The sequence below is a fragment of the Stenotrophomonas acidaminiphila genome (genome assembly GCF_001431595.1).
Taxonomy (GTDB): domain Bacteria; phylum Pseudomonadota; class Gammaproteobacteria; order Xanthomonadales; family Xanthomonadaceae; genus Stenotrophomonas; species Stenotrophomonas acidaminiphila.
On record NZ_LDJO01000035.1, the window covers coordinates 1 to 21,329 of the forward strand.

Here is a 21,329-nt window from a genome sequence, read left to right on the forward strand (position 1 = left end):
CACACGGGCCACTGCTGCATCGGACGTGTTCGACTACATCGAGATGTTCTACAACCCCATCCGCCGACATGGTTCCGCTGGCGGACTGTCACCGGTAGAGTTTGAGAGGCGCTACGCGCAGAGCGGCGACTGAGTGTCTACGGAACTCTGGCCGGTCCACAGGCGATCGGTTTCAAGGTCGTAGCGGGCAAGGGGCAGAACCGCCTTGTGAACAACCCGCAAGATCTTCTCCCAATCGTCCACCCCATGCCTCTCGATGGCCTCGTCGGTCTTCGAGAAGACGAGATCGGCAACCCTGATGCGTGCACTCATGCTGGCCTCAGCCGTGGGGTGGCGCTCGAGGTACGTCATCAAACAGTAGGCTTTCAAGAAGTTCGTCATGGCAGTTCTCCGTGTTGGTGTGCTGGCCATGGTCCTCCTCCCACCTCGGTCCGTTGGGTGGGAGGGAACGCACCTATAGCTCGTTAATCGAGCACCCAGTAGATCGCTTCCGCGTCCGGATGCTGACGGCCGTACTCCCGCAGCGCCTCGAAGTTGGCGATCGCCGCACGACGCGCTTCGTCGTCGCCCTTCTGGTGGTAGTACCAGCTCAGATGATTGACCAGGAACTGCGTGATGGTCAGGCCCGCCCCGTCCTTGCTCATGCGGTGGCGCTTACCCGAATAGTCAGTCAGCTCGTAGGTAGCATGGTCATCTGGCGCCATGTACCAGCCGCCGTTCGAGAGCTCGTGGTACGACCACAACCCACCCGTGTATTCCGGACAGATCTCGGACATCTTGCCGAACAACACGTTCTCGAAGGGAAGCCCGGTCGCGATGTAGGGGTAGTAGGGCGTATGAAGCCGCAAGGCTTCAGCGTCCGACATCAGCCGGCTGGTGATGGGATTGAGGATGGGGCTCTTGATGAGCGACTTGCGGCGGTTGAGGACGCCACCCTTGCGCTTGGCCATGTCAGGCTCCGCTGTTGAGGGAGCCTGTATTCAATTACGCCGCCACCCTGGATATGGGTGGGCGCCAGTACACCTAAAGCTAACTGGAACAGCTACGTGTTGCCATTTTTTGTTCGTGTCCAGGGATGCCTCAACGAGGGAGCCCTTGTCTGTTTTTTACGCTCGAATTCGACGCTTGCGGCCTGCGCCGACGATAGCGGCCAGCCGTCCTTGGGCTTCGTTGTATTGTTCGGCGGTTAACAGTTCGGCGCCTTCTGGAAGGAACCAGCCGACGATGCAGTCATCGTTCCTCACGGCGATTTGAACGTGGGTGTGTTGTCGGAAGCCAGAATTTTCCGCGATAGGCGAACCCTGAGGGAACGCGCCACGAACCGCGTCGAACGGCGCTAGTTGTCGTTGCTCACGGATTTCGTGCATGAAGCTAAAAACTGCGCTATCCAAGGCGCGATAGATGATGTCGACGTCATCATCTGCAGCAGGCCTATTCACGGGCAAATCTTTGCCTTCACTTTGAAAAGCTACGTTCATGCCCTCTAGGGCAAGGGAGAATTCGCCGAGCCCCTCTTGCGTTGTCATGTCCAACCAAGAGGAAACGCAAAGCACTGCGCCTACTGCTGCCGGAGTTGCGATAGGACGCTGCGTGAACATCTTTTCTGGATGAGCTGCAGAGGCTTCCGCGAAGAGAAGTGCGCGCTTTAGGTCGCCCTCGAAAAAGTAAGCGCCTGGGCCTAACCAGTCATATTGGTTCTGGCTGTGGTCTAGCTTTTTTAAGCGTTGGGTCACGAGGTCGTCGCGGACGACAGCATCACAGCCGTGGTAGGCCACCAAGCAATGTGCCGACTTCATTTGAACTTGGGCGAAAGATTTCCCGCACGGGTGATGATGCCTGCCTTCTTGGCCGCCTCGACTGCGTCCTTAGGCGGAAGTAGGTAAGGATTAGCCTCCTTACGCACGGGCTTGGCAAGTTTGACGCCTTTCGAGCTGGCCTTCTTGATGACGGTGTTGTAAAGCTGAATGGTCATCGATTCACCAGAGTGAGCAGGCAGCACTGATCCCGATACCTTGCGAGAGGCGACTTTCTTGCTTTTTCCGGGGGCAGCTAGCTTGGCGCTCATACAACCATCCTTACACAGCTCCCGTTTTCGTGCCAGCGGCCCCCCTTCATCGATCCTAAATCGGGCGGGGCGGGGTGGGCTTGTCCTTCTTGGGCTTGGCCACGGCGGCCAGGGCACTGCGTTCGACTTCCGCTTCCAGCAGGCGATTGGCTGCCTTGTAGCGCTTCACCCAGAGCGATTGCTCCTGCGGATCACGCCACTTGCGTAGAAGCGCGTCGCGGAGCGGCATCGGCTTGATCTCCCACTGGCTGACCGGGATGTCCGTGACCACCTCCTCGGGCAGCTGCTCGATCCAGCCCAGTACCTCACCCCTGGCGATGACCCATTGGAGCTTGCGAAGTAGGGTGGCCGCCGCCTTGTTGGTGGTCTCAGCTCCCGACAGCTGCATGTCCTGGACACCGGTGGCCACCATCTTCTTCAATCGCCAAGCGGCATCCCATTCCAGGATGTCCTTTTTGCGCGCTTTCTTAGCGGCCCCGACCTGGGTGAAGGGGTTGGGCGGAGGCTCTATTTTCCGTCGAGCGCGCTCTTCCCTCTGGCTCAGACGGAGCCACAGGGCCGCCAATGCCGACGGGATGAGCGTGTCGTCAGGGAGTTTGTCCAGGCGCTTGCGCAGCTGGTCCAGGGAGATGGCCATGTTCACGCCATGGTTGACGCGCGAGTGCAGCTCGTCGAATAGGGCGATGGCTTGGGGAACGCCCTCGGCCTCGTAGTACGCCTCTTTGGTCGGGTGCGTAGTCATCGACGCGAAGCTTAGCCGCCCCCAACCGGGCCGGACTAGCCTGTGGGCCGCCGGTCGACGGCCTCTAGTACCTGGCGCCAGAAGTCGAAGGCACGTGCGTAGCGGCGCAGGATGATCACCCCTGGGAGCGGTCGCGCCCGGCCGCGACGCTTGCGCTCGCTGGGCGGAGCGGGCTTCTTGCGGATCACCCGTCGGGGCAGGAGTGGGATGTCTTCCAGTGGCCCCAGCGCCTCCAGCCCGGCCGCGATCTCGGCCAGGGTGGCAGAGAGCTTGCCGTCGGCTTGCTTGCGCACGGCCATCCGGATGATGGCCGGCGGCGACTCGAAGTCGGCAGGTGCGGCTAGGTCCGCGCGCAAGGCCGCTTGGAAACGGGGCGAACCCGCAATCCAGGTGGCGACATCGTCAGGGGTGTAGCGCAGGGCGGCCATGCGCAAAGTGTGCCACTGGCCAAAAACGTCTGGGACAAATCTGGGACAGAGGAAGGCCTAAAACGACCGAAAACTCGGCTTGCGAAACCAACCTCTGGAAAAGGAAAAGGCCGCAAGTCATTGAACTTGCGGCCTTTGTAGTGGTGGAGCCAGGGAGGATCGAACTCCCGACCTCGTCATTGCGAACGACGCGCTCTCCCAGCTGAGCTATGGCCCCGTACTTCTCTGGTGAATGCAGTGCGCTGGGTGGGGGCGGGACCCCGTCGGCCGTGTGACTGCATCACATCGCCAGCGAATTCTAACGCGATGCCGGCGCCGTCGCCAAGAGGGGCTGCAGCAGCGTCTGCAACTGCTCGCGGCGCCAGCCGCCGAGCGCGGCCGGCCAGTCGCCGCCCTCCAGCAGCGCTTCCAGGTGCCGGCGCGAGGCCAGCAGGCCGTCGGGCAGGCCGAGGTCGGCGCTACGCCGGGCCACCGCGTCCTGCAGGCGCTTGAGCGCGGCCTTGTTGCCATCGGTGGCGGCCAGCGCCTGCGGTGCCTGGTCCTCGTCGGCCAGCGGCGTCTGCAGCGCCTGCCATACGGCCTGGGCCAGCTTGCGCGGCGCCTTCGGGAAACGTTCGAACAGCCGCAGCAGCGCCTCGTAGTCGGCCGGCGGCGTGCGTGCCAGCAGCGTGGCCAGTTCGTTGTCCAGGATCCAGCTGCGCGGCCGGTCGCTGTGCCGGGCCTGCTGGTCGCGCCAGCGCAACAGGCGCAGCAGGCGGCGCTGCGCGTCCGGTTCGAGGAACTGCGCCGCGCGCATCGACAGGTGCGGCCAGCGCTCGCCCTCATCGTTCTCGACCGACGCCAGCAGCCGCTGCGCGTCGTCCTGCAGCCAGTCGCGGCGGCCGAGTTCGCGCAGGCGCGCGTCGATCGCGTCGTGCAGCGCGAACAGGTACTCCACGTCGTCGGCGGCATACTCGAGCTGCGCGTCGGACAGCGGCCGGCGCATCCAGTCCGAACGGGTCTCGCCCTTGGGCAGGACCACGCCGGTGACCTGCGCGACCAGCTTCTGGTAGCCCATGCCGCCGCCGATGCCGGCCAGTGCGGCGCCGATCTGGGTGTCGAACAGCGGCCGTGGCAGGACGCCGCAGGCGCACTTGAACGCGACCAGATCCTCGCTGGCGCTGTGCATGATCTTGAGGATCGAGGCATCCTCCAGCCATGGGCGCAGGGCATCGGCCATGCCCGGTACCAGCGGGTCGATCAGCAGGATCTCGTCGCCCACCGCCATCTGCACCAGCGCCAGTTGCGGCCAGTAGGTGCGTTCGCGGATGAATTCGGTATCCAGGCCGATGCGGTCGGGAGGCTGGCGGTAGCGTTCTTCCAGTTCCGCCGGGTGTTTGATCCAGTGAGCCACGTCTATTCCATCAACTGCAGGGTTTGCCCAGGCAGGCGAGAATAGCCTAACGTCGCAGCGCACCCGAGCGCGCAGAGCCTGTATGGGAGGAAGTTTGCGTACAACCGGCCCGTTGGCCTGCCTGGCCCTGTCCGTCGCGCTGGCGAGCGCCGCCTGCAGGCAGGAGCCGCCTGCGGCCAGCGCGCCGCAGCCGGTCGTGGCCGAGCCGGTGGCGCCGGTCGCGGCGCAGGAGTTGCAGGTGGTCGCCGCACCGGACCCGGCCGCGGTGCCGCTGCCGGCGTGGTCGCCGCCGCCGGTCGAACTGCAGCCTGAGCAGGTACGCGACGCGTTGAAGCGGGCGGGTGTGGCGCTGGCCGAAGACCGCCTGTACCAGACGGCGGACGATGCGATCCCGCTGTACCTGGCGGTGCTGGCGCTGCAGCCGCAGCAGCCGCAGCAGCGCGAGGCCAGGCGCGGGCTGGAGAAGGCCCGCGCGCGCCTGCTCGCTTCGGTGCGCGTGCTGCTGCAACAACCGGAAGAACAGCGCAAGGCGCTGGCCGAAGCGGCCACCCAGGCCGCGGTACTCGTGTACCTGGCGCCGGAGGGCAGGGCTGAGCTGGAGCTGCAGCAGCGCGTACAGGCGGCGCGGCGCCTGCTGGCGCTGAACCGCTCGGGCGAGGAGGCGCTGCGCGGCGGCAGCCCGGCCCTGGCCGCCGGCGCATTCGCCCAGGTGCTGGAGCTGGAACCGGGCAACAGCCGCGCCCGGCAGGGCCTGGCCGCGGTCGAGAGCGACCTGATCCGGCAGGCGGAGGACGCCGCGGCGCATGCCGATTTCAACGCGGCGCTGGAGTGGCTGCAGCGCGCCTCGCGCATCCGCGAGGACGCGCCGACGGTAGCCGATGCGCGGGTGCGGATCGAGGCGATGCGCATGGCCCAACTCGCCGCCCTGCGCGACGGCGGCCTGCGCGATCTCACCTCGCCCAAGGGGCTCAAGGCGGCGCGCGAGAAGCTGGAGCAGGCGCTGCGCATCGCCGCGCCCGGCAACGCGGCGGTGGCGGTGCTGCGGCAGCGCATCGACCTGGTCGCCCATTACGGCAGCTTCCGTCCCGGCCAGGTGTTCAGCGACGCGCTGCAGGACGGTGGACGCGGCCCGCAGATGATCGTGGTGCCGCATGGCGGCTTCCAGATGGGCGCCGGCTACGGGGAGCCGGGCGCCAGCGACGCCGAGCGCCCGCAGCACTACGTGCGCTTCGACCGCGGCTTCGCGATCTCCATCACCGAAGTGACGGTGGCCGAGTTCGGCCGCTTCGTGGCGGCGACCAATGCGCGGCCGCGCGCGACCCGGCGCGGGCATTCGATCGTCTATGACGAGCGCAGCGGCAATTTCGTGCGCCGCAACGGCGCCGACTGGCAGGCCGGCTACAACGGCGCCAAGGCGCCGCCGGACAACCCGGTCATGCATGTCAGCGTGCGCGACGCCGAAGCCTATGCGGCCTGGCTGTCGGCGCAGACCGGCCGCCATTACCGGCTGCCGAGCGAGGCGGAGTTCGAGTATGCGCTGCGCGCCGGCACCACCGGCCGCTATCCCTGGGGCGACGCCGGGGTGCCGCCGGAAGGCAGCGGCAATTTCACCGGCAGCCTCGATGTCTCGCCCAGCGGCCGCCACTGGAAGAATGCGTTCCTCGGCTACGGCGACGGCTACTGGGGCGCGGCACCGGCGGCCAGCTTCCGTGCCAACGCCTGGGGCCTGCACGACATGGCCGGCAACCTCAGCGAGTGGGTGGCCGACTGCTGGCATGCCAGCTACCGGCGCGCGCCGCCCGATGGCGCGGCCTGGTACAACCCGGGGTGCCGGCAGCGCGTGGTCCGCGGAGGCAACTGGGCCAACGCGCCGGAGCAGACCCGTGCCGCCTGGCGGCTGTCGCAGGACTCGGACGTGACCAGCGCGCGCATCGGCTTCCGGCTGGTGCGCGGCATCTGAGGCGGCGCGCTACCATCGTCCCGTCCAACCGTTCCCGGCGGAGTCCACCATGCGACAAGATCCTCTCGGCAACCCGCCTGGCAACCGGCGCCGCGGTCTCGGCGGCGGCCTGCGCTGGCTGATCCTGATCGGCTTCGCGGTCTACGGTGGCTGCTATTACTTCGGCAACCGCGCCGTGGACCCGTATACCGGCGAGAAGGTGCTGATCGACAAGACGCTCGATGCCGAAGGCGAGAAGGCGCTGGGGCTGCAGGCCTACCAGCAGATCATGGCGCAGGAGCGGCCGGTCGATCCCGATGCCCAGGTGGCGCGGCAGATCCGCGCGATCGCCCAGCGCCTGATCGCCAAGGTCGACGTGGTGGAGACCGCCCTGGCCACCGAGCACGGCCAGCCGCCCAACCATTTCTCGCGCACCTTCGACTGGGAGGTGAACGTGCTGCAGTCCGACCAGGCCAACGCGTTCTGCCTGCCGGGCGGAAAGATGGCCGTCTACACCGGGCTGGTGCCGGTGGCGCGCAATGCCGACGCGATGGCGGTGGTGATGGGGCATGAGATCGCCCACGCGCTGCTGCGCCATGGCGCGCAGCGCATGGCCCAGCAGAAGCTGACCGAGATCGGGCAGATGGCCGGTGCCGCCGGTGGCATGGACGCGCAGCAGCAACAGATGCTGATGTCGGCCTTCGGCTACGGCTACCTGCTGCCGTATGCGCGCAGCCACGAAACCCAGGCCGACGAAGTCGGATTGATGCTGGCCGCCGCGGCCTGCTTCAACCCCGAGGAAGCGGTGCCGCTGTGGGAGCGCATGGGGGCGGCCAGCGGCGGCCAGGCGCCGCCGGAGTTCGCTTCGACCCATCCCAATCCCGGCACCCGTATCCAGAACCTGCAGGCATTGATGCCCAAGGCGATGGAGTACCGGCAGCGGTTCTGTGAGACCGCGCAGGCACGCTGAGCGGCGGTACCGGCCGCTGTTCCCGGCCGGCGAGGCCGGGCGCGTTGCGTGGCCTCATGGCGAAGCAGGCCCGCCCTCGGCGTGCCTGGCAGCAGGGCGAGGGGGGGCGTTGCTAGGAGGCGCCGCCGGTCGCGATGACCTGCACGTCCAGCACGCCATCGCCCACCCGCGCCTGCAGCGCGTCGCCGGGCCGGACCTGGGTGGTCGAACGCACCAGCGCACCATCGGTGCTGCGGGTGACGATCGCATAGCCGCGCGCGACCGTGGCCAGCGGGCTCACCGCTTCCAGCGAACGGGCGATGCCGCGCAGGTGCATGGCGTCGCGCTGCAACTGGCGTGCCATGGCCGCCTGGGCGCGTGGCGCTAGTGCGTCCAGGCGCCGGCGCAGCAGTGCCATCCGCTGCGCGGGCTGCACCGCGCGCAGTACCGAATGGCCATGCACCAGGCGCGCGCGGCGCTGTTCCAGTTGCCGCTGCCACGCGCCGTGCAGGCGCGCATATGCCGCCTCCTGGCGTTGCCGCAACAGCGCCAGCCGCGCCTGTGGGCCCTGCGCCTGCAGCCGCAGCGCGGCACGGTCGGCGCGCTGCATCGCCTGGCCCAGTGCGTGCGCCTGCAACTGCGCCAGCCGCCGCTGCAGGCCGTGCAGGCGCGCGTCGAGATCGCGCCGGTCCGGCACCAGCAGCTCGGCGGCCACCGACGGCGTGGGTGCACGCAGGTCGGCGGCGAAATCGGACAGGCTGAAATCGGTCTCGTGGCCGACCGCGGAGACGACCGGCGTGGCGCTTGCGGCGATGGCCCGCGCCAGTTGTTCGTCGTTGAACGCCCACAGGTCTTCCAGCGAGCCACCACCGCGGGTCAGCAGGATCGCGTCGTAGCGGCCGCTGGCATCGGCGCGGCGCAGCAGTGCGGTGATCTGCGCGGCCGCGGCGTCGCCCTGCACCAGGGTCGGCAGCAGTTCCACCTCGAGCAGCGGGAAGCGCCGCGCCAGCACGCTGAGCACGTCGCGCACCGCCGCGCCGCTGGGCGAGGTGATCACCGCCAGCCGGCGTACATGGGCCGGCAGCGGTCGTTTGCGCGCCGGGTCGAACAGGCCTTCGGCCTGCAGCTGCGCCCTGAGCGCCTCGAAGGCGCGGCGCAGCGCGCCTTCGCCGGCTTCTTCCATGTGGTCCAGCACCAATTGGTATTCGCCGCGCGCCTCGTACAGGGTCAGGCGGCCGCGCGCCAGCACGCGCACGCCCTCGCGCGGGACGAACTTCAGCCACTGGCTCTTGGGCCTGAACATCGCCGCGCGCACCTGCGCGCGTGCGTCCTTCAGGGTGAAGTACAGGTGCCCCGACGCAGGGCGGCTGACATTGCCGAGTTCGCCTTCCACCCACACCAGCGGGAACGCGCCCTCGAGCAGGTCGCGGGCGAGGGTGTTGAGCTGGCTGGGGCTGAGGACGTTGTCCATGGTCGGCGCGGGGGAACGGGACGCTATTGTTCCCGCGCGCGGGCGCCAAAGCCAATGCCTGGGCTGCCGCTCACGCCGCCGCTATCGGGAATCGTGCGTCGGGTCGTGGCGTTGCAGCGCCCAGACCACGTGCTCGCGCACCAGCCCGGATGGATGGTCGAGGCGGCTGAGCAGCGCCTGCCGCGCCGCAGCCGAGGGGGCCGCGTTGCCCAGCGCCACGGCGATGTTGCGCAGCCAGCGTTCGTGGCCGCTGCGGCGGATCGGGCTGCCTTCGGTACGGCGCAGGAACTCGTCCTCGTCCCATGCGAACAGCTCCGGCAGGGTGGCGGTGTCCAGGTCGTTGCGGGCGCGGAAATCCGGCTCGTCGGTGCGCCGCGCGAACTTGTTCCAGGGGCACACCAGCTGGCAGTCGTCGCAGCCGTAGATGCGGTTGCCCATCAGCGGGCGCATTTCCAGCGGGATGGCGCCGTCGTGCTCGATGGTCAGGTAGGAAATGCAGCGGCGCGCATCGAGCCGGTGCGGGGCGATGATCGCCGCGGTCGGGCAGATGTCGATGCAGCGCGTGCAGCTGCCGCAGTGCGCGCTGGCCGGCGCATCCACCGGCAGCGGCAGGTCGACGTAGATCTCGCCGAGGAAGAACCACGAGCCGCCGTCCTTGTCGATCAGGCAGGTGTGCTTGCCGATCCAGCCCAGGCCGGCGTTGCGCGCCAGCGCGCGTTCCAGCACCGGCGCCGAATCGACGAACACGCGGTGCCCGAACGGCCCGATCTCGGCGGCGACGCGCTCTGCCAGTTTCTGCAGGCGGTTGCGCATGAGCTTGTGGTAATCGCGGCCCAGCGCATAACGCGCGACGTAGGCGCGTTCGGCGTCGTCCAGCGTGGCCCAGGCCCCGGCATCGTCCTTGTGGCCGTAGTCCAGCCCCACCGAGATCACCCGCACCGTGCCCGGCAGCAGTTCCTGCGGCCGCGCGCGCATCGCGCCATGCCGGGCCATCCATTCCATGGTCCCGTACAGGCCCTTGCCCAGCCAGTCGGCCAGGTGCGCCTCGTCCTCGCGCAGTTCGATGCCGCTGATGCCGCAGCGCTGGAAGCCGGACTCGCGCGCGAGCTGGCGGATGCGCAGCGACAGCTGCGCCATGTCGGCGGTGGCAACGGCTCCTGGCATGGTGCAAGTATAGAATCGTGGGCATGAGCCAGCCCGACGGATTGTTCGATACCGCTGCCGCGCGCCGCATCGACGCGCAGGCCACCGCCGCGCTGGGCGGTGACGGCTACCTGCTGATGCAGCGCGCCGGGCAGGCCGCCTGGCAGTGCGCGCTGCAGTACTGGCCGCAGGCGCGGCGCGTCGTCGTGGTCTGCGGCCCGGGCAACAACGGCGGCGACGGCTATGTGCTGGCGCGGCTGGCGCGCCAGTCCGGGCGTGCGGTGTGCGTGCTGCACCTGCCCGGGCATGCGCCGCGCACGCCGCTGGCGCAGCGTGCCTGTACCGACTACCTGGCCATCGGCGGCCAGGTCGAGCTTGCTCCCGATTGCCTGCGCGAGGCCGACCTGGTCGTCGATGCGCTGTTTGGGATCGGCCTGGACCGCGCGCCCGATGCGGAGGCGGCGCAGTTGATCGACGCGGTCAACGCCGCGGCCGCGCCGGTGCTGGCGCTGGACGTGCCCAGCGGCGTCGACGCCGACAGCGGCGCGGTGCCGGGTGCGGCGATCCATGCCGCGCGCGTGCTGCAGTTCATCGTGCCGCACCGCGGCCTGCACACCGGTGCCGCGCTGGAGCACGCCGGGCAGCGGCTGCTGGCTACGCTGGATGTTCCCGCGCAGGCATTCGACGGCATCGCGCCGGCTGCATCGCGCTGGAGCGAGGCGCTGCTGCCGGCGCAGTTGCCGCCGCGGCGCATCAATACCCACAAGGGCGAGTCCGGCCACGTCCTGTGCCTGGGCGGCAACCATGGCAGTGGCGGTGCGCTGATGCTGTGCGCGGAGGCCGCGCTGCGCAGCGGTGCGGGCCTGGCCAGCGCGGCCACTCGCCCGGCGCACGTGGCGCCACTGCTGGCGCGCTGCCCCGAGGCGATGGCGCATGCGGTGGAGGATGCCTTCGGCCTGGCACCGCTGCTGGCGCGCGCCGGCGTCGTCGCACTGGGACCCGGGCTCGGCCAGGACGACTGGGCGCGACGGCTGTGGGCGGCAGCGCTGGATGGCGGCAGGCCGCTGGTGGTGGATGCCGACGCGCTGAACCTCCTGGCGCAGCAGCCGCAGCCGCTTGCCACCGCGGTGCTGACGCCGCATCCGGGCGAAGCGGCACGCCTGCTCGGCGTCGATATCGCGGCCATCCAGCGCGACCGTTTCGCCGCCGCCCAGGCACTGGTGGAGCGTTTTACGGCGGTGGTCGTGCTCAAGGGCGCCGGCACCGTGGTCGCCGCGCCGGGGCAGCGGCCGCGGGTGATCGCGGCGGGCAATCCGGGCATGGCGGTGGGTGGCATGGGCGACCTGCTGACCGGGGTGATCGCCGCGTTGCTGGCACAGGGACTGTCGCCCTTCGATGCGGCCAGTACCGGTGCGCTGCTGCATGGCCTGGCGGGCGATGCGGCGGCCGCGGACGGACAGCGCGGAATGCTGCCGCGCGACCTGCTGCCGCATCTGCGCGCACGCGCCAATCCATAATGACGGCCATGATCGAACTGTTCCTTCCCGATGCCGCGGCTACCGACCAGTTGGGAGCGGCCCTGGCCGCGACCCGGCCGGGGCGCGCGGTGGTCCACCTGCACGGCGACCTGGGTGCCGGCAAATCGACCCTGGCGCGCGCCCTGTTGCGGGCGCTGGGCGTGCAGGGGGCGATCCGCAGCCCCACCTACACCCTGGTCGAACGCTACCCGTTGCCGGGCGGCGAGGCGTGGCATCTGGACCTGTACCGGATCGGCGATGCCGGCGAACTGGATTTCCTGGGCCTGGACGAGGCTGAGGCCGACCTGTGGCTGGTCGAGTGGCCGGAGCGGGGAGGCAACGCCCTGCCGCCGCTGGACCTGCGGGTGGCGCTGGACATGCAGGGCCAGGGCCGCCGGGCGCGGCTGCAGGCCAGCTCGGCGGCCGGGCAGGCATGGCTGTCGCGGCTGGAGCAATCGGGCCACTTGCAGGGGTTTCCTGCTGCCTGATGGAAGGAAGGTGTGGCAGGTTACGGATTATTAAGGGAAAAGGTGTTGCAATTACGCAATTCCGGTGATTGAATCCGCCCATGCTCAAGGGAAGCCGCCTGATCGCCCTGTCTGCCTGTGTCGCCGGACTCTGTCTGGCCGGCGCTTCAGCGTGGGCGGGAGAGATCCGCAGCGTCGCCGTGCAGGCCGGTAGCACCGGCACCCGTGCCGAGATCCAGCTGGCTGGCGGTGGCAGTTACAAGACCCTGTCGCTGGCCGGGCCCAACCGGCTGGTCGTGGATTTTCCGGATTCCACTGCCGTGCGCGGGCTCAAGCTGCCTGCCGCCGCGGGGGTGGTCACCGCGGTGCGCACCGGCACGCCGGCGCCCGGCACGTTCCGGGTGGTGTTCGACCTGGCCGAGTCGGTGGCGGCGTTCAAGCCGCAACTGCAGGGGCAGGGCGCCGAATCGCGGCTGCTGATCGAGTGGCCCGGCGAAGCCAAAGTCGCCAGCGTGCAACCGACGCCGGCTGCCGTGCCCGTGGCGGCCGGCCCGACGGCACAGCCCGGCGGTGCCGAGGCGCGTCGCGAGGCGGCCCGTGCCACGGCGGCACTGACCGCGGCGGTGGTCCAGCAGGCGTCCGCCGCGCCTACCCCGGCTCCCGTCACCAGTACGCCTGCCCCCACCACGACGGCGGTGGCCGCGACGAACACGCCTTCGCCGGCCGCCATCCTCAACGGACAGGCGACCGTGCCGGTCGTGGTCGCTTCCGCGCCCGCGCCGACCCCGGCACCCGCACCTGCACCGGCCGATGAACAGCCGGCGCCGCGTCCGGTCATGCCCAGCGATGCCTCGCGCATCCGCATGCAGGCCGGGATGCGCACCCTGGTGGTGGCGATCGATCCCGGCCACGGCGGCCAGGACCCGGGTGCGATCGGCCCGACCGGCAAGCGCGAGAAGGACGTCACCCTGGCGGTGGCGCGCGAACTGGCGCGGCAGGTCAACGCCACCCCCGGCCTGCGCGCCTACCTGACCCGCGACACCGACGTGTTCATCCCGCTGCCGCAGCGCGCCCAGCGTGCGCGTGCGGCCAAGGCCGATATTTTCATCTCGATCCATGCCGATGCCGCCGAGAACCGCGCCGCGACCGGCTCGTCGGTGTACGTGCTCTCCACCAAGGGCGCGTCCTCGCAGCGTGCGCGCTGGCTGGCGGACAAGGAGAACGCGGCCGACCTGATCGGTGGCGTCAGCCTGCAGCGGACCGAGGGCACCCTGGCCAACGTGCTGCTGGACCTGGCCCAGAGCGGCAACATGAAGGCTTCCGAAGACGCCGCCAGCCACGTGCTGGGTGGGCTGAAGCGGATCGGCAACAACCACAAGCCGAACCTGGAGCGGGCGAACTTCGCGGTGCTGCGCACCTCGGACATGCCGGCAATGCTGGTGGAAACCGCCTTCATCTCCAACCCGGACGAGGAACGCCGCCTCACCGATCCGGCCTACCAGCGCCGCGTCGCCGGTGCCGTGCTCGATGGCGTGCACACCTATTTCAGCAGGCAGCCGCCGCCGGGCACGCTGTTCGCCGCGCGCGCGCAGGCCGAGATGGAAGCCGCCGCCGGTACCGTGGCCGGCGGCAGCAAGTAAGCGCGCCGCGCGCCAGTGCCGTGTGCCCTGTCCAGGCGCGCGGCGGCAAGCATCTGGATCACGCCCGTCATCTGTCGGCATCCGCGCGTTGCCCGCGGTGCAGCCTGTCGTTGGCGGCGTGAGGGACGGTTGGCTGCTACGCCCGGCGGCAGGCGGCTATCATCTGCCAATGCGTGATAGCGACTTCATCCCCCTGCTGCTCCCCGCCGGTCTGCTGGAATGCGCGGCATGAGCACCATCCGTCCGTTGCCCGAGATCCTGATCAACCAGATTGCCGCCGGCGAGGTGGTCGAACGCCCTGCGTCGGTGGTCAAGGAACTGGTCGAGAACGCGCTCGATGCCGGTGCCACCCGTGTCGACATCGACCTCGAAGAGGGCGGCGTGCGCCTGATACGCATCCGCGACAATGGCGGTGGCATCGCCGCCGCGCAGTTGCCGCTGGCGGTGTCGCGCCATGCGACCAGTAAGATCGCCTCGCTCGACGACCTGGAGTCGGTCGCCACGCTCGGCTTCCGTGGCGAGGCGCTGCCGTCGATCGCGTCGGTCAGCCGTTTCACCCTGGCCTCGCGGCAGCCGCAGGACGAGCACGGCGCGGCGCTGCAGATCGAGGGCGGCAAGATCGGCGAGGTGACCCCGCGCGCGCATGCCCCGGGCACCACCGTGGAAGTGCGCGAGCTGTTCTACAACGTGCCGGCGCGGCGCAAGTTCCTGCGCGCCGAGCGCACCGAACTGGGCCACATCGAGGAATGGCTGCGCTCGCTGGCGCTGGCGCGTCCGGACGTGGAGCTGCGGGTATCGCACAACGGCAAGCCGTCGCGCCGCTACAAGCCCGGCGACCTGTACTCGGATGCGCGCCTGGGCGAAACCCTGGGCGAGGATTTCGCGCGGCAATCGCTGCGCGTTGACCACAGCGCGGCCGGCCTGCGCCTGCATGGCTGGATCGCGCAGCCGCAGTATTCGCGCGCCAGCGCCGACCAGCAGTACCTGTACGTCAATGGCCGTTCGGTACGCGACCGCAGCGTGGCGCATGCGGTGAAGATGGCCTATGGCGACGTGCTCTACCACGGCCGCCAGCCGGCCTACGTGCTGTTCCTGGAACTGGACCCGGCGCGGGTGGACGTCAACGTGCATCCGGCCAAGCACGAGGTGCGTTTCCGCGATTCGCGGCTGATCCATGACTTCGTCTATCGCACGCTCAAGGATGCGCTGGCCGAGACCCGCGCGGGCCTGGAGCCTGCGGCCGGCCTGCCGGGTGCGGCCGCCGCGCTGTCCCTGTCCGCGGGCGCGCAGGCCGGTGCCTACCTGTCGCGGCCGCCGGGCAGCACCGGTGGTGGTGGCTGGGCACCGCGGCAGTCGCCGCTGGGGCTGCAGGTGTCCGAGGCGCCGGCGGCCTATGCCGCGCTGTATGCGCCGCCGGCCGACGCCGCGACACCGGCCGCGCTTGCTGGCGGCAGCCCGGGCCTGCCGGCGACGACCGCCGACAGCGGAGTGCCACCGCTGGGCTATGCCATCGCGCAGCTGCACGGCATCTACATCCTGGCCGAGAATGCCGAAGGCCTGATCGTGGTGGACATGCATGCCGCGCACGAGCGCATCGGCTACGAGCGCCTCAAGACCGCGCACGATGGCATCGGCCTGCATGCGCAGCCGCTGCTGGTGCCGATCACCCTGGCGGTGGGCGAACGCGATGCCGACACCGCCGAGCGCGAGGCGGCGACGCTGGCCGAACTCGGCTTCGAGGTGACCCGCTCCGGCCCCGGTTCGCTGCACGTGCGCAGCATTCCTGCGCTGCTGGCCAATGCCGAACCGGAGGGGCTGCTGCGCGACGTGCTCACCGACCTGCGCGAACACGGCCAGAGCCGGCGCGTGGCCAGCGCGCGCGATGAACTGCTTTCGACCATGGCCTGCCATGGCGCGGTGCGCGCCAACCGGCGGCTGACGGTTCCGGAAATGAATGCCCTGCTGCGCGACATGGAAGCCACCGAGCGCTCCGGGCAATGCAACCACGGCCGCCCGACCTGGGCGCGCTTTTCGCTGGCGGAGATCGACCGCTGGTTCCTGCGGGGGCGTTGACGATGAAGCGATGGGCAGGCATGGCACTGCTGCTGGCGGCGATGGCGACGGCCGGTTGCGGTGGCGGCGACCGGCCGGCACCGGGGCCCGACGCGCCGCGCTTCGATCCGGCGTTCCTGATGAACAACGACATCTGGCGCGAACAGCGCCAGGCCGAATTGCTGCAGCCCGATGGCTGGACCAGCCTGATCGGCCTGCACTGGCTGGAACTGAAGGCCCACTACATCGGCAGCGGCAGCACCAGTGGCATCCGCCTGGCGATGGGCCCGCCACGGCTGGGCATGGTGGTGCACGAGGCGGGGCGCTACTGGTTCACACCCGAGCGGGGCGTCGCGGTGCAGGTCGACGGCAAGCCGGTGAAAGGCCGAATCCCGTTCCATGCCGATGACGAGCCCAGTCCCACGATGATCACCTTCGATGGGGGCAAGGGCACGTTGAGCCTGATCCATCGCGGGCCGCGCCACGCGCTGCGGGTCAGGCACGCCGACGCTCCGGCACGCGCCCATTTCGGCCACCTGGAGTATTGGCCGGCCGATGCGTCCTGGCGCATCACCGCGCGTTTCGTGCCGCACGATGCCGGCAAGACCCTGCCGGTGGTCGACATCACCGGCCTGACCACCGAACAGGCCAACGCCGGCGCCATCGAATTCGAGCGCGATGGCCGCACCTGGCGGCTGGAGGCGCTGGGCGAGCCGGGCCGGCCGCTGTTCGTGATCTTCGCCGACCGCACCAGCGGCCACGGCAGCTATGCCGCCGGCCGCTACATCGACCTGGAGACGCCGGACGACAAGAGCCAGGTGGTGATCGATTTCAACCGCGCCTACAACCCGCCGTGCGCGTTCACCCCGTTCGCCACCTGCCCGTTGCCGCCGCCGGAGAACCGGCTGGACCTGCCGGTCGAAGCCGGCGAGAAAACCTACGTCAAACCCGCACAGGAAGACGCGACATGAAATGGATGATCCGCGCCGCGGCGCTGCTGCTGGGATCGGTGATGCTGCTGGGCACGCCGGCGCCGTTGCTGGCGCGGCAGGTGCCGGCGGCCGCTACTCCGGCCAAGGCGCCGCCGGTGCCGCTGCTGTGGAAGGCGAGCGGGCCCAAGGGCGCCGAGCTCTACCTGCTGGGTTCGTTTCACCTGCTCAGGGCCGATGATTACCCGCTGTCGGCGGACGTGGACGCGGCCTTCGACGCTTCGGGCCAACTGCTGTTCGAGCTGGCGCCGGAGGAAATGAACTCGCCCGCGCTGGCCACGCAGATGGCGCAGGCCGCACTGCGCCGCGATGGCCGCCTGCTCAAGGACGAACTGGATGCGGATACCTGGCGGCGACTGCAGGATTACGCCGCCGCCAACGGGCTGCCGATCGATCGCCTCGCCGGACTCAAGCCCTGGTTCGTGGGGCTGACCATCAGCCTGGGACAGATGGCGCGGCAGGGGCTGGATGCGCAGGCCGGGCTGGACCGGCACCTGATGGCGCGCGCCGCCACCGCCGGCAAGCCGGCGCAGGGGCTGGAGAGCGCGGCGGCGCAGATCGCGATGCTCGATGGCATGAGCGGCGACGAGCAGCGGCAACTGCTGCGCGAGGCGCTGGAGCAGGTGGACAAGGGCGACGAACAGAGCCGGCGCCTGCACGACGCCTGGCGGCGCGGCGATGACGTGACCCTGTGGCGCGACATGGCCGCGCAGATGAAGCGCGATTACCCGGCGCTGTACCGGCGCATCAACACCGAGCGCAACGATGCCTGGCTGGTGCCGTTGCAGGAGCGCCTGCAGGCCGGGCAGGGCACGACCCTGGTGGTGGTCGGCGCGTTGCACCTGCTCGGCAGCGACGGCGTGGTCGAGAAGCTGCGCGCGCGTGGCTACAGGGTCGAGCGGATCTGTTTGGCCTGCACCTCGCCCGCGCGGCGTGCTCCGGCGGCAACGGCGCCAGCGGCCCGCAGCCGCAACTGAGGCGCGCGGTGCCAGGCCGGGGTTGCGGTCGCGGCCACACAAATGCGAAGGCCGACGCTTGCGTCGGCCTTCGTGCTTTCAGCGGTTGCCGCGGGTCTTGCCGGCCGGTGGTGGCGCCGGCGGCGGCTCGGGTGTCTTGCCGCCGGCGGCCGGCGGGCGGCCGAAGCCTGCGCCCATGCTGCGCTGGAATTCCTGCCACAGCTCCAGGTTGCGCTCGGTGAGCTGGTTCATCATCGCCCACGGCGTCTGCCCGAGCAGGTTGCCCATCTGCTGGCGGAACTGCTGCTGCTGGTCCAGGAACACCTGCATGCTGCGCTCCAGGTAGTTGCCCATGAAGCCCTGCAGCGAGTCGCCGTAGAAGCGGATCAACTGGCTCAACAGCTGGGTGGACAGCATCGGTTCGCCGTCCTGCTCCTTGTCGGCGATGATCTGCAGCAGCACCGAGCGGGTCAGGTCCTCGCCGCTCTTGGCATCGCGCACCTCGAAGTCCTCGCCATCCAGGATCAGCTGGCGGACGTCCTCGATGGTGATGTAGCTGGAGATCTCGGTGTCGTAGAGCCGCCGGTTGGGATACTTCTTGATGATGCGGGTCGCAGCCATTAAGCAGTCACTCTTCCTTCACGGTAGGGGCGCAGCATGGCGCAGTGCAGCAGGCCTTGCAACCGCCATAAGTACAGGGGGGATGCCCCGGGGAGGGTGTCGGCGGCGGCGTGCAGCATCGATGCCATGCTGCGCAGCATGGGCCGCCCGACGGGCCGCGGCGGGCGGCGCCGGGGCTTACCAGCCCATGTGGTGGCCACCGTTGATGTCCAGGTTGGAACCGGTGATCCAGGCGGCTTCCTCGGCGACCAGGAAGGCCACCGCGTAGGCGATCTCCTCCGGTTTGCCGAGGCGCCCGGTGGGGATGTCGGCGATGATCTTGGCGCGCACTTCCTCGGGTACCGCCATCACCATGTCGGTCGCCACGTAGCCGGGCGAAATGGTGTTGACGGTGATGCCGAAGCCGGCGTTCTCGCGCGCCAGGGAGATGGTGAAGCCGTGCATGCCGGCCTTGGCCGCGGCGTAGTTGGCCTGGCCGTACTGGCCCTTGAGGCCGTTGATCGAGCTGATCTGGATCACCCGGCCCCAGCCGCGCCGGCGCATGCCCTCGATGACCGGGCGGGTGACGTTGAACACCGAATTGAGATTGGTGTTGATCACCTCGTGCCACTGTTCCGGACTCATGCGGTGGAACGTGGTGTCGCGGGTGATGCCGGCATTGTTGACCAGGATCTCCACCGGGCCCACCGCCGCTTCCACCGCCTGCACCAGCTGCTGGCCGCCTTCCGGAGTGGACACGTCGCCCGGGAACAGCGCGATGTCGTAGCCGCGGGCGCGCATCTGCTGCTGCCAGAGGTTGGCCTTTTCGGCATTGCGGAAATTGGTGGCGACACGATGGCCCTGGTCGGCCAGGCGCTGGCAGATCGCGGTACCGATACCGCCGGTGCCGCCGGTGACCAGTGCAATACGGGATGTCGTCATGGTGTGCGCTCCAGGCGCAGGCGCTGGGGAACCCTGGATTCTATGTGAACCGGGCGCCCTCACGGCAACGGCCGCGCGGCGGGGATGGCGTCGCGGCGCAGCCGGCCCGGCTGGAAGGCGGCCACCGCGCGCTGCAGCAGCGCCGGCAGCGCGTCGATGCCCTCCAGTTCGGCGGCTTCCTGGCCGAGCGCGGCCCACAGCCAGCGCAGCGTCGGCAAGGGATCGGTGGCGTCCACCGGCCGTGCCGCCAGCGACTTGGAGAGCTTGGCGCCCTGCGCGTCGAGCAGCAGCGGCAGGTGCAGGTAGCGCGGCTGCGGCAGCCCCAGCGCGCGCTGCAGCAGGATCTGCCGCGGTGTGGAATCGAGCAGGTCGGCGCCGCGCACCACGTCGCTGATGCCCTGCGCGGCATCGTCCACCACCACCGCCAGCTGGTAGGCCCAGCAACCGTCGGCGCGCAGCAGCACCACGTCGCCGACCGCGCGGTCCACCCACTGCCCGAAGTGGCCCTGCAGGCCATCGTCGAAGGCGACATGAGTGTCGTCGGCCACGCGCAGGCGGATCGCCGGGTGCGGCCGCTGGCGACCGCCGACGCAGTGGCGGTGGATGCCGTGCTGGCCGGCCAGGTCGGTGCGGCTGCAATGGCAGGGGAAGGCCCTGCCGTCGGCCAGCAGGCGTTCGAGGGCGGCGCGGTAGAGGCCATGGCGGCGGCTCTGGTACTGCACCGGTTCATCCGGCTGCAGGCCGAACGCGGCCAGCGTTGCCAGCTGCGATGCGGCGGCACCCGCCACTTCGCGCGGCGGGTCCACGTCCTCGATGCGCACCAGCCACCGGCCGCCGGCATGCCGGGCCAGAAGCCAGCTGCCGAAGGCGGCCAGCATCGACCCCAGGTGCAGGGGGCCGGTGGGCGAGGGGGCGAAGCGGCCGCGGTAGGGGGAGGAAGGCATCGACGTGGAAGGCAGCGAAGCTGAATCGTCGGTCAGAATCGCGCTTGAATTCAACCTGTCCGCACCGCAGATTTAGCGTGTTCATCCAACCCCTACCGGACCCTTCCGCATGTTTACCCGTATCGGCCTGTTCCTGTTGACCAACCTTGCCGTGCTGATCCTGGCCGGCATCGTGATGTCGGTGCTGGGCGTCAACCCGTCGCAGATGAGCGGCCTGCTGGTCATGGCCGCGATCTTCGGCTTCGGCGGCTCCATCATTTCCCTGCTCCTGTCCAAGTTCATGGCCAAGCGTGGCACCGGCGCGGTGGTGATCACCGAGCCGCGCAACCCGACCGAGCGCTGGCTGCTGGACACCGTGGCGCGCCAGGCCAAGGCGGCCGGCATCGGCATGCCGGAAGTGGCGGTGTACGACGGCCCCGAGATCAATGCCTTCGCCACCGGCGCCAACCGCAACAACGCGCTGGTGGCGGTGTCCACCGGCCTGCTGCACAACATGAGCGAGGAAGAGGCCGAGGCGGTGCTGGGCCACGAGATCTCGCACGTCGCCAACGGTGACATGATCACCATGGCGCTGCTGCAGGGCGTGCTCAACACCTTCGTGATCGTGCTGGCGCGCGTGGTCGGCGGCATCATCGACAGCGCGCTGTCGGGCAACCGCGACAGTGGCCGCGGCTTTGCCTACTACATCATCGTGTTCGTGCTGGAGATGGTGTTCGGCTTGTTCGCGACGATGATCGCGATGTGGTTCTCGCGTCGCCGCGAGTTCCGCGCCGATGCCGGTGGCGCCAGCCTGGCCGGCCGCCAGAAGATGATCGCCGCGCTGGAGCGGCTCAAGCTCAACCACGGGCAGAGCACGCTGCCGACGCAGATCGCGGCGTTCGGCATCGCCGGCGCGACCGCCAAGAAGCTGTTCCTGAGCCATCCGCCGCTGGAGGAGCGCATCGCCGCGCTGCGTTCTTCGACGGTGGCGTAACCGGTTCGACAACCCGCGGTACCCCAAGGACGCCCGGCAGATGCCGGGCGTTTTTCATTGGAGCAGCGTTTCCGCTCTCGCTCTCGCTCTCGCTCTTGCTCTTGCTCTTGCTTGTGCCT

Annotated in this window: 22 protein-coding genes and 1 tRNA gene; 10 read left to right on the plus strand and 13 right to left on the minus strand. The window is 69.4% G+C overall.

The window, feature by feature from the left end:
- A partial coding sequence (locus ABB33_RS18240) for an IS3 family transposase (protein ID WP_152985062.1) occupies nucleotides 1-133 on the plus strand: 133 nt, incomplete at its 5' end.
- Here ABB33_RS18240 and ABB33_RS11810 read toward each other — a convergent pair.
- From ABB33_RS11810 to rnd, 8 genes are all read right to left on the minus strand, one after another.
- Nucleotides 112-381: a hypothetical protein gene (locus ABB33_RS11810; protein WP_056932247.1), complete on the minus strand. Its 270-nt coding sequence runs from the start codon at nucleotides 379-381 to the stop codon at nucleotides 112-114. The two genes, ABB33_RS18240 and ABB33_RS11810, sit on opposite strands and share 22 nt — an antisense overlap.
- A gap of 83 nt (nucleotides 382-464) precedes the next feature.
- Nucleotides 465-950 (minus strand): antirestriction protein, encoded by a 486-nt coding sequence (locus ABB33_RS11815; protein ID WP_056932248.1) that lies wholly within the window; start codon nucleotides 948-950, stop codon nucleotides 465-467.
- Nucleotides 951-1,106: 156 nt separating this feature from the next.
- On the minus strand, nucleotides 1,107-1,796 hold the full coding sequence (locus ABB33_RS18245) for a hypothetical protein (protein ID WP_082595082.1): 690 nt from the start codon (nucleotides 1,794-1,796) through the stop codon (nucleotides 1,107-1,109).
- The gene (locus ABB33_RS18610) at nucleotides 1,793-2,065 is read right to left on the minus strand and encodes a hypothetical protein (RefSeq protein WP_152985063.1); all 273 of its coding nucleotides are present in this window, start codon (nucleotides 2,063-2,065) and stop codon (nucleotides 1,793-1,795) included. The genes ABB33_RS18245 and ABB33_RS18610 overlap by 4 nt, the downstream gene beginning before the upstream one ends.
- A gap of 55 nt (nucleotides 2,066-2,120) precedes the next feature.
- Nucleotides 2,121-2,807, minus strand: coding sequence for a hypothetical protein (locus ABB33_RS11820; protein WP_056932249.1), 687 nt, complete (start codon nucleotides 2,805-2,807; stop codon nucleotides 2,121-2,123).
- A 35-nt stretch (nucleotides 2,808-2,842) separates the two neighbouring features.
- Nucleotides 2,843-3,235, minus strand: a complete 393-nt coding sequence (locus ABB33_RS11825; protein ID WP_056932250.1) for a hypothetical protein — start codon at nucleotides 3,233-3,235, stop codon at nucleotides 2,843-2,845.
- Nucleotides 3,236-3,376: 141 nt separating this feature from the next.
- Nucleotides 3,377-3,452 (minus strand) — tRNA-Ala (locus ABB33_RS11830).
- Nucleotides 3,453-3,533: 81 nt separating this feature from the next.
- The gene (rnd, locus tag ABB33_RS11835; protein WP_056932251.1) at nucleotides 3,534-4,628 is read right to left on the minus strand and encodes a ribonuclease D; all 1,095 of its coding nucleotides are present in this window, start codon (nucleotides 4,626-4,628) and stop codon (nucleotides 3,534-3,536) included.
- A 94-nt stretch (nucleotides 4,629-4,722) separates the two neighbouring features.
- Between rnd and ABB33_RS11840 the strand changes: the two genes are divergently transcribed.
- Entirely contained in the window at nucleotides 4,723-6,588 is a 1,866-nt protein-coding gene (locus tag ABB33_RS11840; RefSeq protein WP_225546714.1) for a formylglycine-generating enzyme family protein, read from the plus strand.
- 49 nt (nucleotides 6,589-6,637) lie between these two features.
- The gene (locus ABB33_RS11845; RefSeq protein ID WP_056932253.1) at nucleotides 6,638-7,537 is read left to right on the plus strand and encodes a M48 family metallopeptidase; all 900 of its coding nucleotides are present in this window, start codon (nucleotides 6,638-6,640) and stop codon (nucleotides 7,535-7,537) included.
- 112 nt (nucleotides 7,538-7,649) lie between these two features.
- Here ABB33_RS11845 and xseA read toward each other — a convergent pair whose 3' ends face one another.
- Complete coding sequence (xseA, locus tag ABB33_RS11850; RefSeq protein WP_056932254.1) at nucleotides 7,650-8,987, minus strand: exodeoxyribonuclease VII large subunit; 1,338 nt, start codon at nucleotides 8,985-8,987, stop codon at nucleotides 7,650-7,652.
- 81 nt (nucleotides 8,988-9,068) lie between these two features.
- Nucleotides 9,069-10,151, minus strand: coding sequence for a tRNA epoxyqueuosine(34) reductase QueG (gene queG, locus ABB33_RS11855; protein WP_056932255.1), 1,083 nt, complete (start codon nucleotides 10,149-10,151; stop codon nucleotides 9,069-9,071).
- Between the two features lie 23 nt (nucleotides 10,152-10,174).
- Between queG and ABB33_RS11860 the strand changes: the two genes are divergently transcribed.
- From ABB33_RS11860 to ABB33_RS11885, 6 genes are all read left to right on the plus strand, one after another.
- Complete coding sequence (locus ABB33_RS11860) at nucleotides 10,175-11,647, plus strand: NAD(P)H-hydrate dehydratase (RefSeq protein ID WP_056932256.1); 1,473 nt, start codon at nucleotides 10,175-10,177, stop codon at nucleotides 11,645-11,647.
- A gap of 8 nt (nucleotides 11,648-11,655) precedes the next feature.
- Nucleotides 11,656-12,135, plus strand: a complete 480-nt coding sequence (gene tsaE, locus ABB33_RS11865; RefSeq protein ID WP_054668648.1) for a tRNA (adenosine(37)-N6)-threonylcarbamoyltransferase complex ATPase subunit type 1 TsaE — start codon at nucleotides 11,656-11,658, stop codon at nucleotides 12,133-12,135.
- A gap of 80 nt (nucleotides 12,136-12,215) precedes the next feature.
- Complete coding sequence (locus ABB33_RS11870; protein WP_056932257.1) at nucleotides 12,216-13,754, plus strand: N-acetylmuramoyl-L-alanine amidase; 1,539 nt, start codon at nucleotides 12,216-12,218, stop codon at nucleotides 13,752-13,754.
- A gap of 219 nt (nucleotides 13,755-13,973) precedes the next feature.
- Entirely contained in the window at nucleotides 13,974-15,827 is a 1,854-nt protein-coding gene (mutL, locus tag ABB33_RS11875; protein WP_056932258.1) for a DNA mismatch repair endonuclease MutL, read from the plus strand.
- 2 nt (nucleotides 15,828-15,829) lie between these two features.
- Entirely contained in the window at nucleotides 15,830-16,777 is a 948-nt protein-coding gene (locus tag ABB33_RS11880; protein ID WP_082595083.1) for a DUF1684 domain-containing protein, read from the plus strand.
- Nucleotides 16,774-17,772 carry a TraB/GumN family protein gene (locus tag ABB33_RS11885; RefSeq protein ID WP_082595084.1) on the plus strand — a complete coding sequence of 333 codons (999 nt, stop codon included), beginning with the start codon at nucleotides 16,774-16,776 and terminating at the stop codon, nucleotides 17,770-17,772. The genes ABB33_RS11880 and ABB33_RS11885 overlap by 4 nt, the downstream gene beginning before the upstream one ends.
- Before the next feature lie 78 nt (nucleotides 17,773-17,850).
- Here ABB33_RS11885 and phaR read toward each other — a convergent pair whose 3' ends face one another.
- The 3 genes from phaR to gluQRS all read right to left on the minus strand — a co-directional run bounded on the left by phaR (nucleotide 17,851) and on the right by gluQRS (nucleotide 20,237).
- Nucleotides 17,851-18,372, minus strand: coding sequence for a polyhydroxyalkanoate synthesis repressor PhaR (gene phaR / locus ABB33_RS11890; RefSeq protein WP_054664996.1), 522 nt, complete (start codon nucleotides 18,370-18,372; stop codon nucleotides 17,851-17,853).
- Nucleotides 18,373-18,549: 177 nt separating this feature from the next.
- Nucleotides 18,550-19,293 (minus strand): beta-ketoacyl-ACP reductase, encoded by a 744-nt coding sequence (gene phbB, locus ABB33_RS11895; protein ID WP_056932260.1) that lies wholly within the window; start codon nucleotides 19,291-19,293, stop codon nucleotides 18,550-18,552.
- A 59-nt stretch (nucleotides 19,294-19,352) separates the two neighbouring features.
- A complete protein-coding gene (gluQRS, locus tag ABB33_RS11900) occupies nucleotides 19,353-20,237 on the minus strand; it encodes a tRNA glutamyl-Q(34) synthetase GluQRS (protein ID WP_054665002.1) in 885 nt (294 codons plus the stop codon).
- A gap of 109 nt (nucleotides 20,238-20,346) precedes the next feature.
- Here gluQRS and htpX point away from each other — a divergent pair, with 109 nt between their 5' ends.
- Nucleotides 20,347-21,210, plus strand: coding sequence for a protease HtpX (htpX, locus tag ABB33_RS11905; protein ID WP_056932261.1), 864 nt, complete (start codon nucleotides 20,347-20,349; stop codon nucleotides 21,208-21,210).
- Nucleotides 21,211-21,329 lie beyond the last annotated feature (119 nt).

Coding starts and splice junctions, on each gene's coding strand:
- xseA (WP_056932254.1), bottom strand. CDS start 8,987: ATGGACAACGTCCTCAGCCCCAGCCAGCTCAACACCCTCGCCCGCGAC.
- ABB33_RS11845 (WP_056932253.1), top strand. CDS start 6,638: ATGCGACAAGATCCTCTCGGCAACCCGCCTGGCAACCGGCGCCGCGGT.
- gluQRS (WP_054665002.1), bottom strand. CDS start 20,237: ATGCCTTCCTCCCCCTACCGCGGCCGCTTCGCCCCCTCGCCCACCGGC.
- ABB33_RS18610 (WP_152985063.1), bottom strand. CDS start 2,065: ATGAGCGCCAAGCTAGCTGCCCCCGGAAAAAGCAAGAAAGTCGCCTCT.
- phbB (WP_056932260.1), bottom strand. CDS start 19,293: ATGACGACATCCCGTATTGCACTGGTCACCGGCGGCACCGGCGGTATC.
- queG (WP_056932255.1), bottom strand. CDS start 10,151: ATGCCAGGAGCCGTTGCCACCGCCGACATGGCGCAGCTGTCGCTGCGC.
- ABB33_RS11880 (WP_082595083.1), top strand. CDS start 15,830: ATGAAGCGATGGGCAGGCATGGCACTGCTGCTGGCGGCGATGGCGACG.
- ABB33_RS11870 (WP_056932257.1), top strand. CDS start 12,216: ATGCTCAAGGGAAGCCGCCTGATCGCCCTGTCTGCCTGTGTCGCCGGA.
- ABB33_RS11820 (WP_056932249.1), bottom strand. CDS start 2,807: ATGACTACGCACCCGACCAAAGAGGCGTACTACGAGGCCGAGGGCGTT.
- ABB33_RS11860 (WP_056932256.1), top strand. CDS start 10,175: ATGAGCCAGCCCGACGGATTGTTCGATACCGCTGCCGCGCGCCGCATC.
- htpX (WP_056932261.1), top strand. CDS start 20,347: ATGTTTACCCGTATCGGCCTGTTCCTGTTGACCAACCTTGCCGTGCTG.
- ABB33_RS11885 (WP_082595084.1), top strand. CDS start 16,774: ATGAAATGGATGATCCGCGCCGCGGCGCTGCTGCTGGGATCGGTGATG.
- ABB33_RS11810 (WP_056932247.1), bottom strand. CDS start 381: ATGACGAACTTCTTGAAAGCCTACTGTTTGATGACGTACCTCGAGCGC.
- phaR (WP_054664996.1), bottom strand. CDS start 18,372: ATGGCTGCGACCCGCATCATCAAGAAGTATCCCAACCGGCGGCTCTAC.
- ABB33_RS11815 (WP_056932248.1), bottom strand. CDS start 950: ATGGCCAAGCGCAAGGGTGGCGTCCTCAACCGCCGCAAGTCGCTCATC.
- ABB33_RS11825 (WP_056932250.1), bottom strand. CDS start 3,235: ATGGCCGCCCTGCGCTACACCCCTGACGATGTCGCCACCTGGATTGCG.
- mutL (WP_056932258.1), top strand. CDS start 13,974: ATGCGCGGCATGAGCACCATCCGTCCGTTGCCCGAGATCCTGATCAAC.
- tsaE (WP_054668648.1), top strand. CDS start 11,656: ATGATCGAACTGTTCCTTCCCGATGCCGCGGCTACCGACCAGTTGGGA.
- ABB33_RS18245 (WP_082595082.1), bottom strand. CDS start 1,796: ATGAAGTCGGCACATTGCTTGGTGGCCTACCACGGCTGTGATGCTGTC.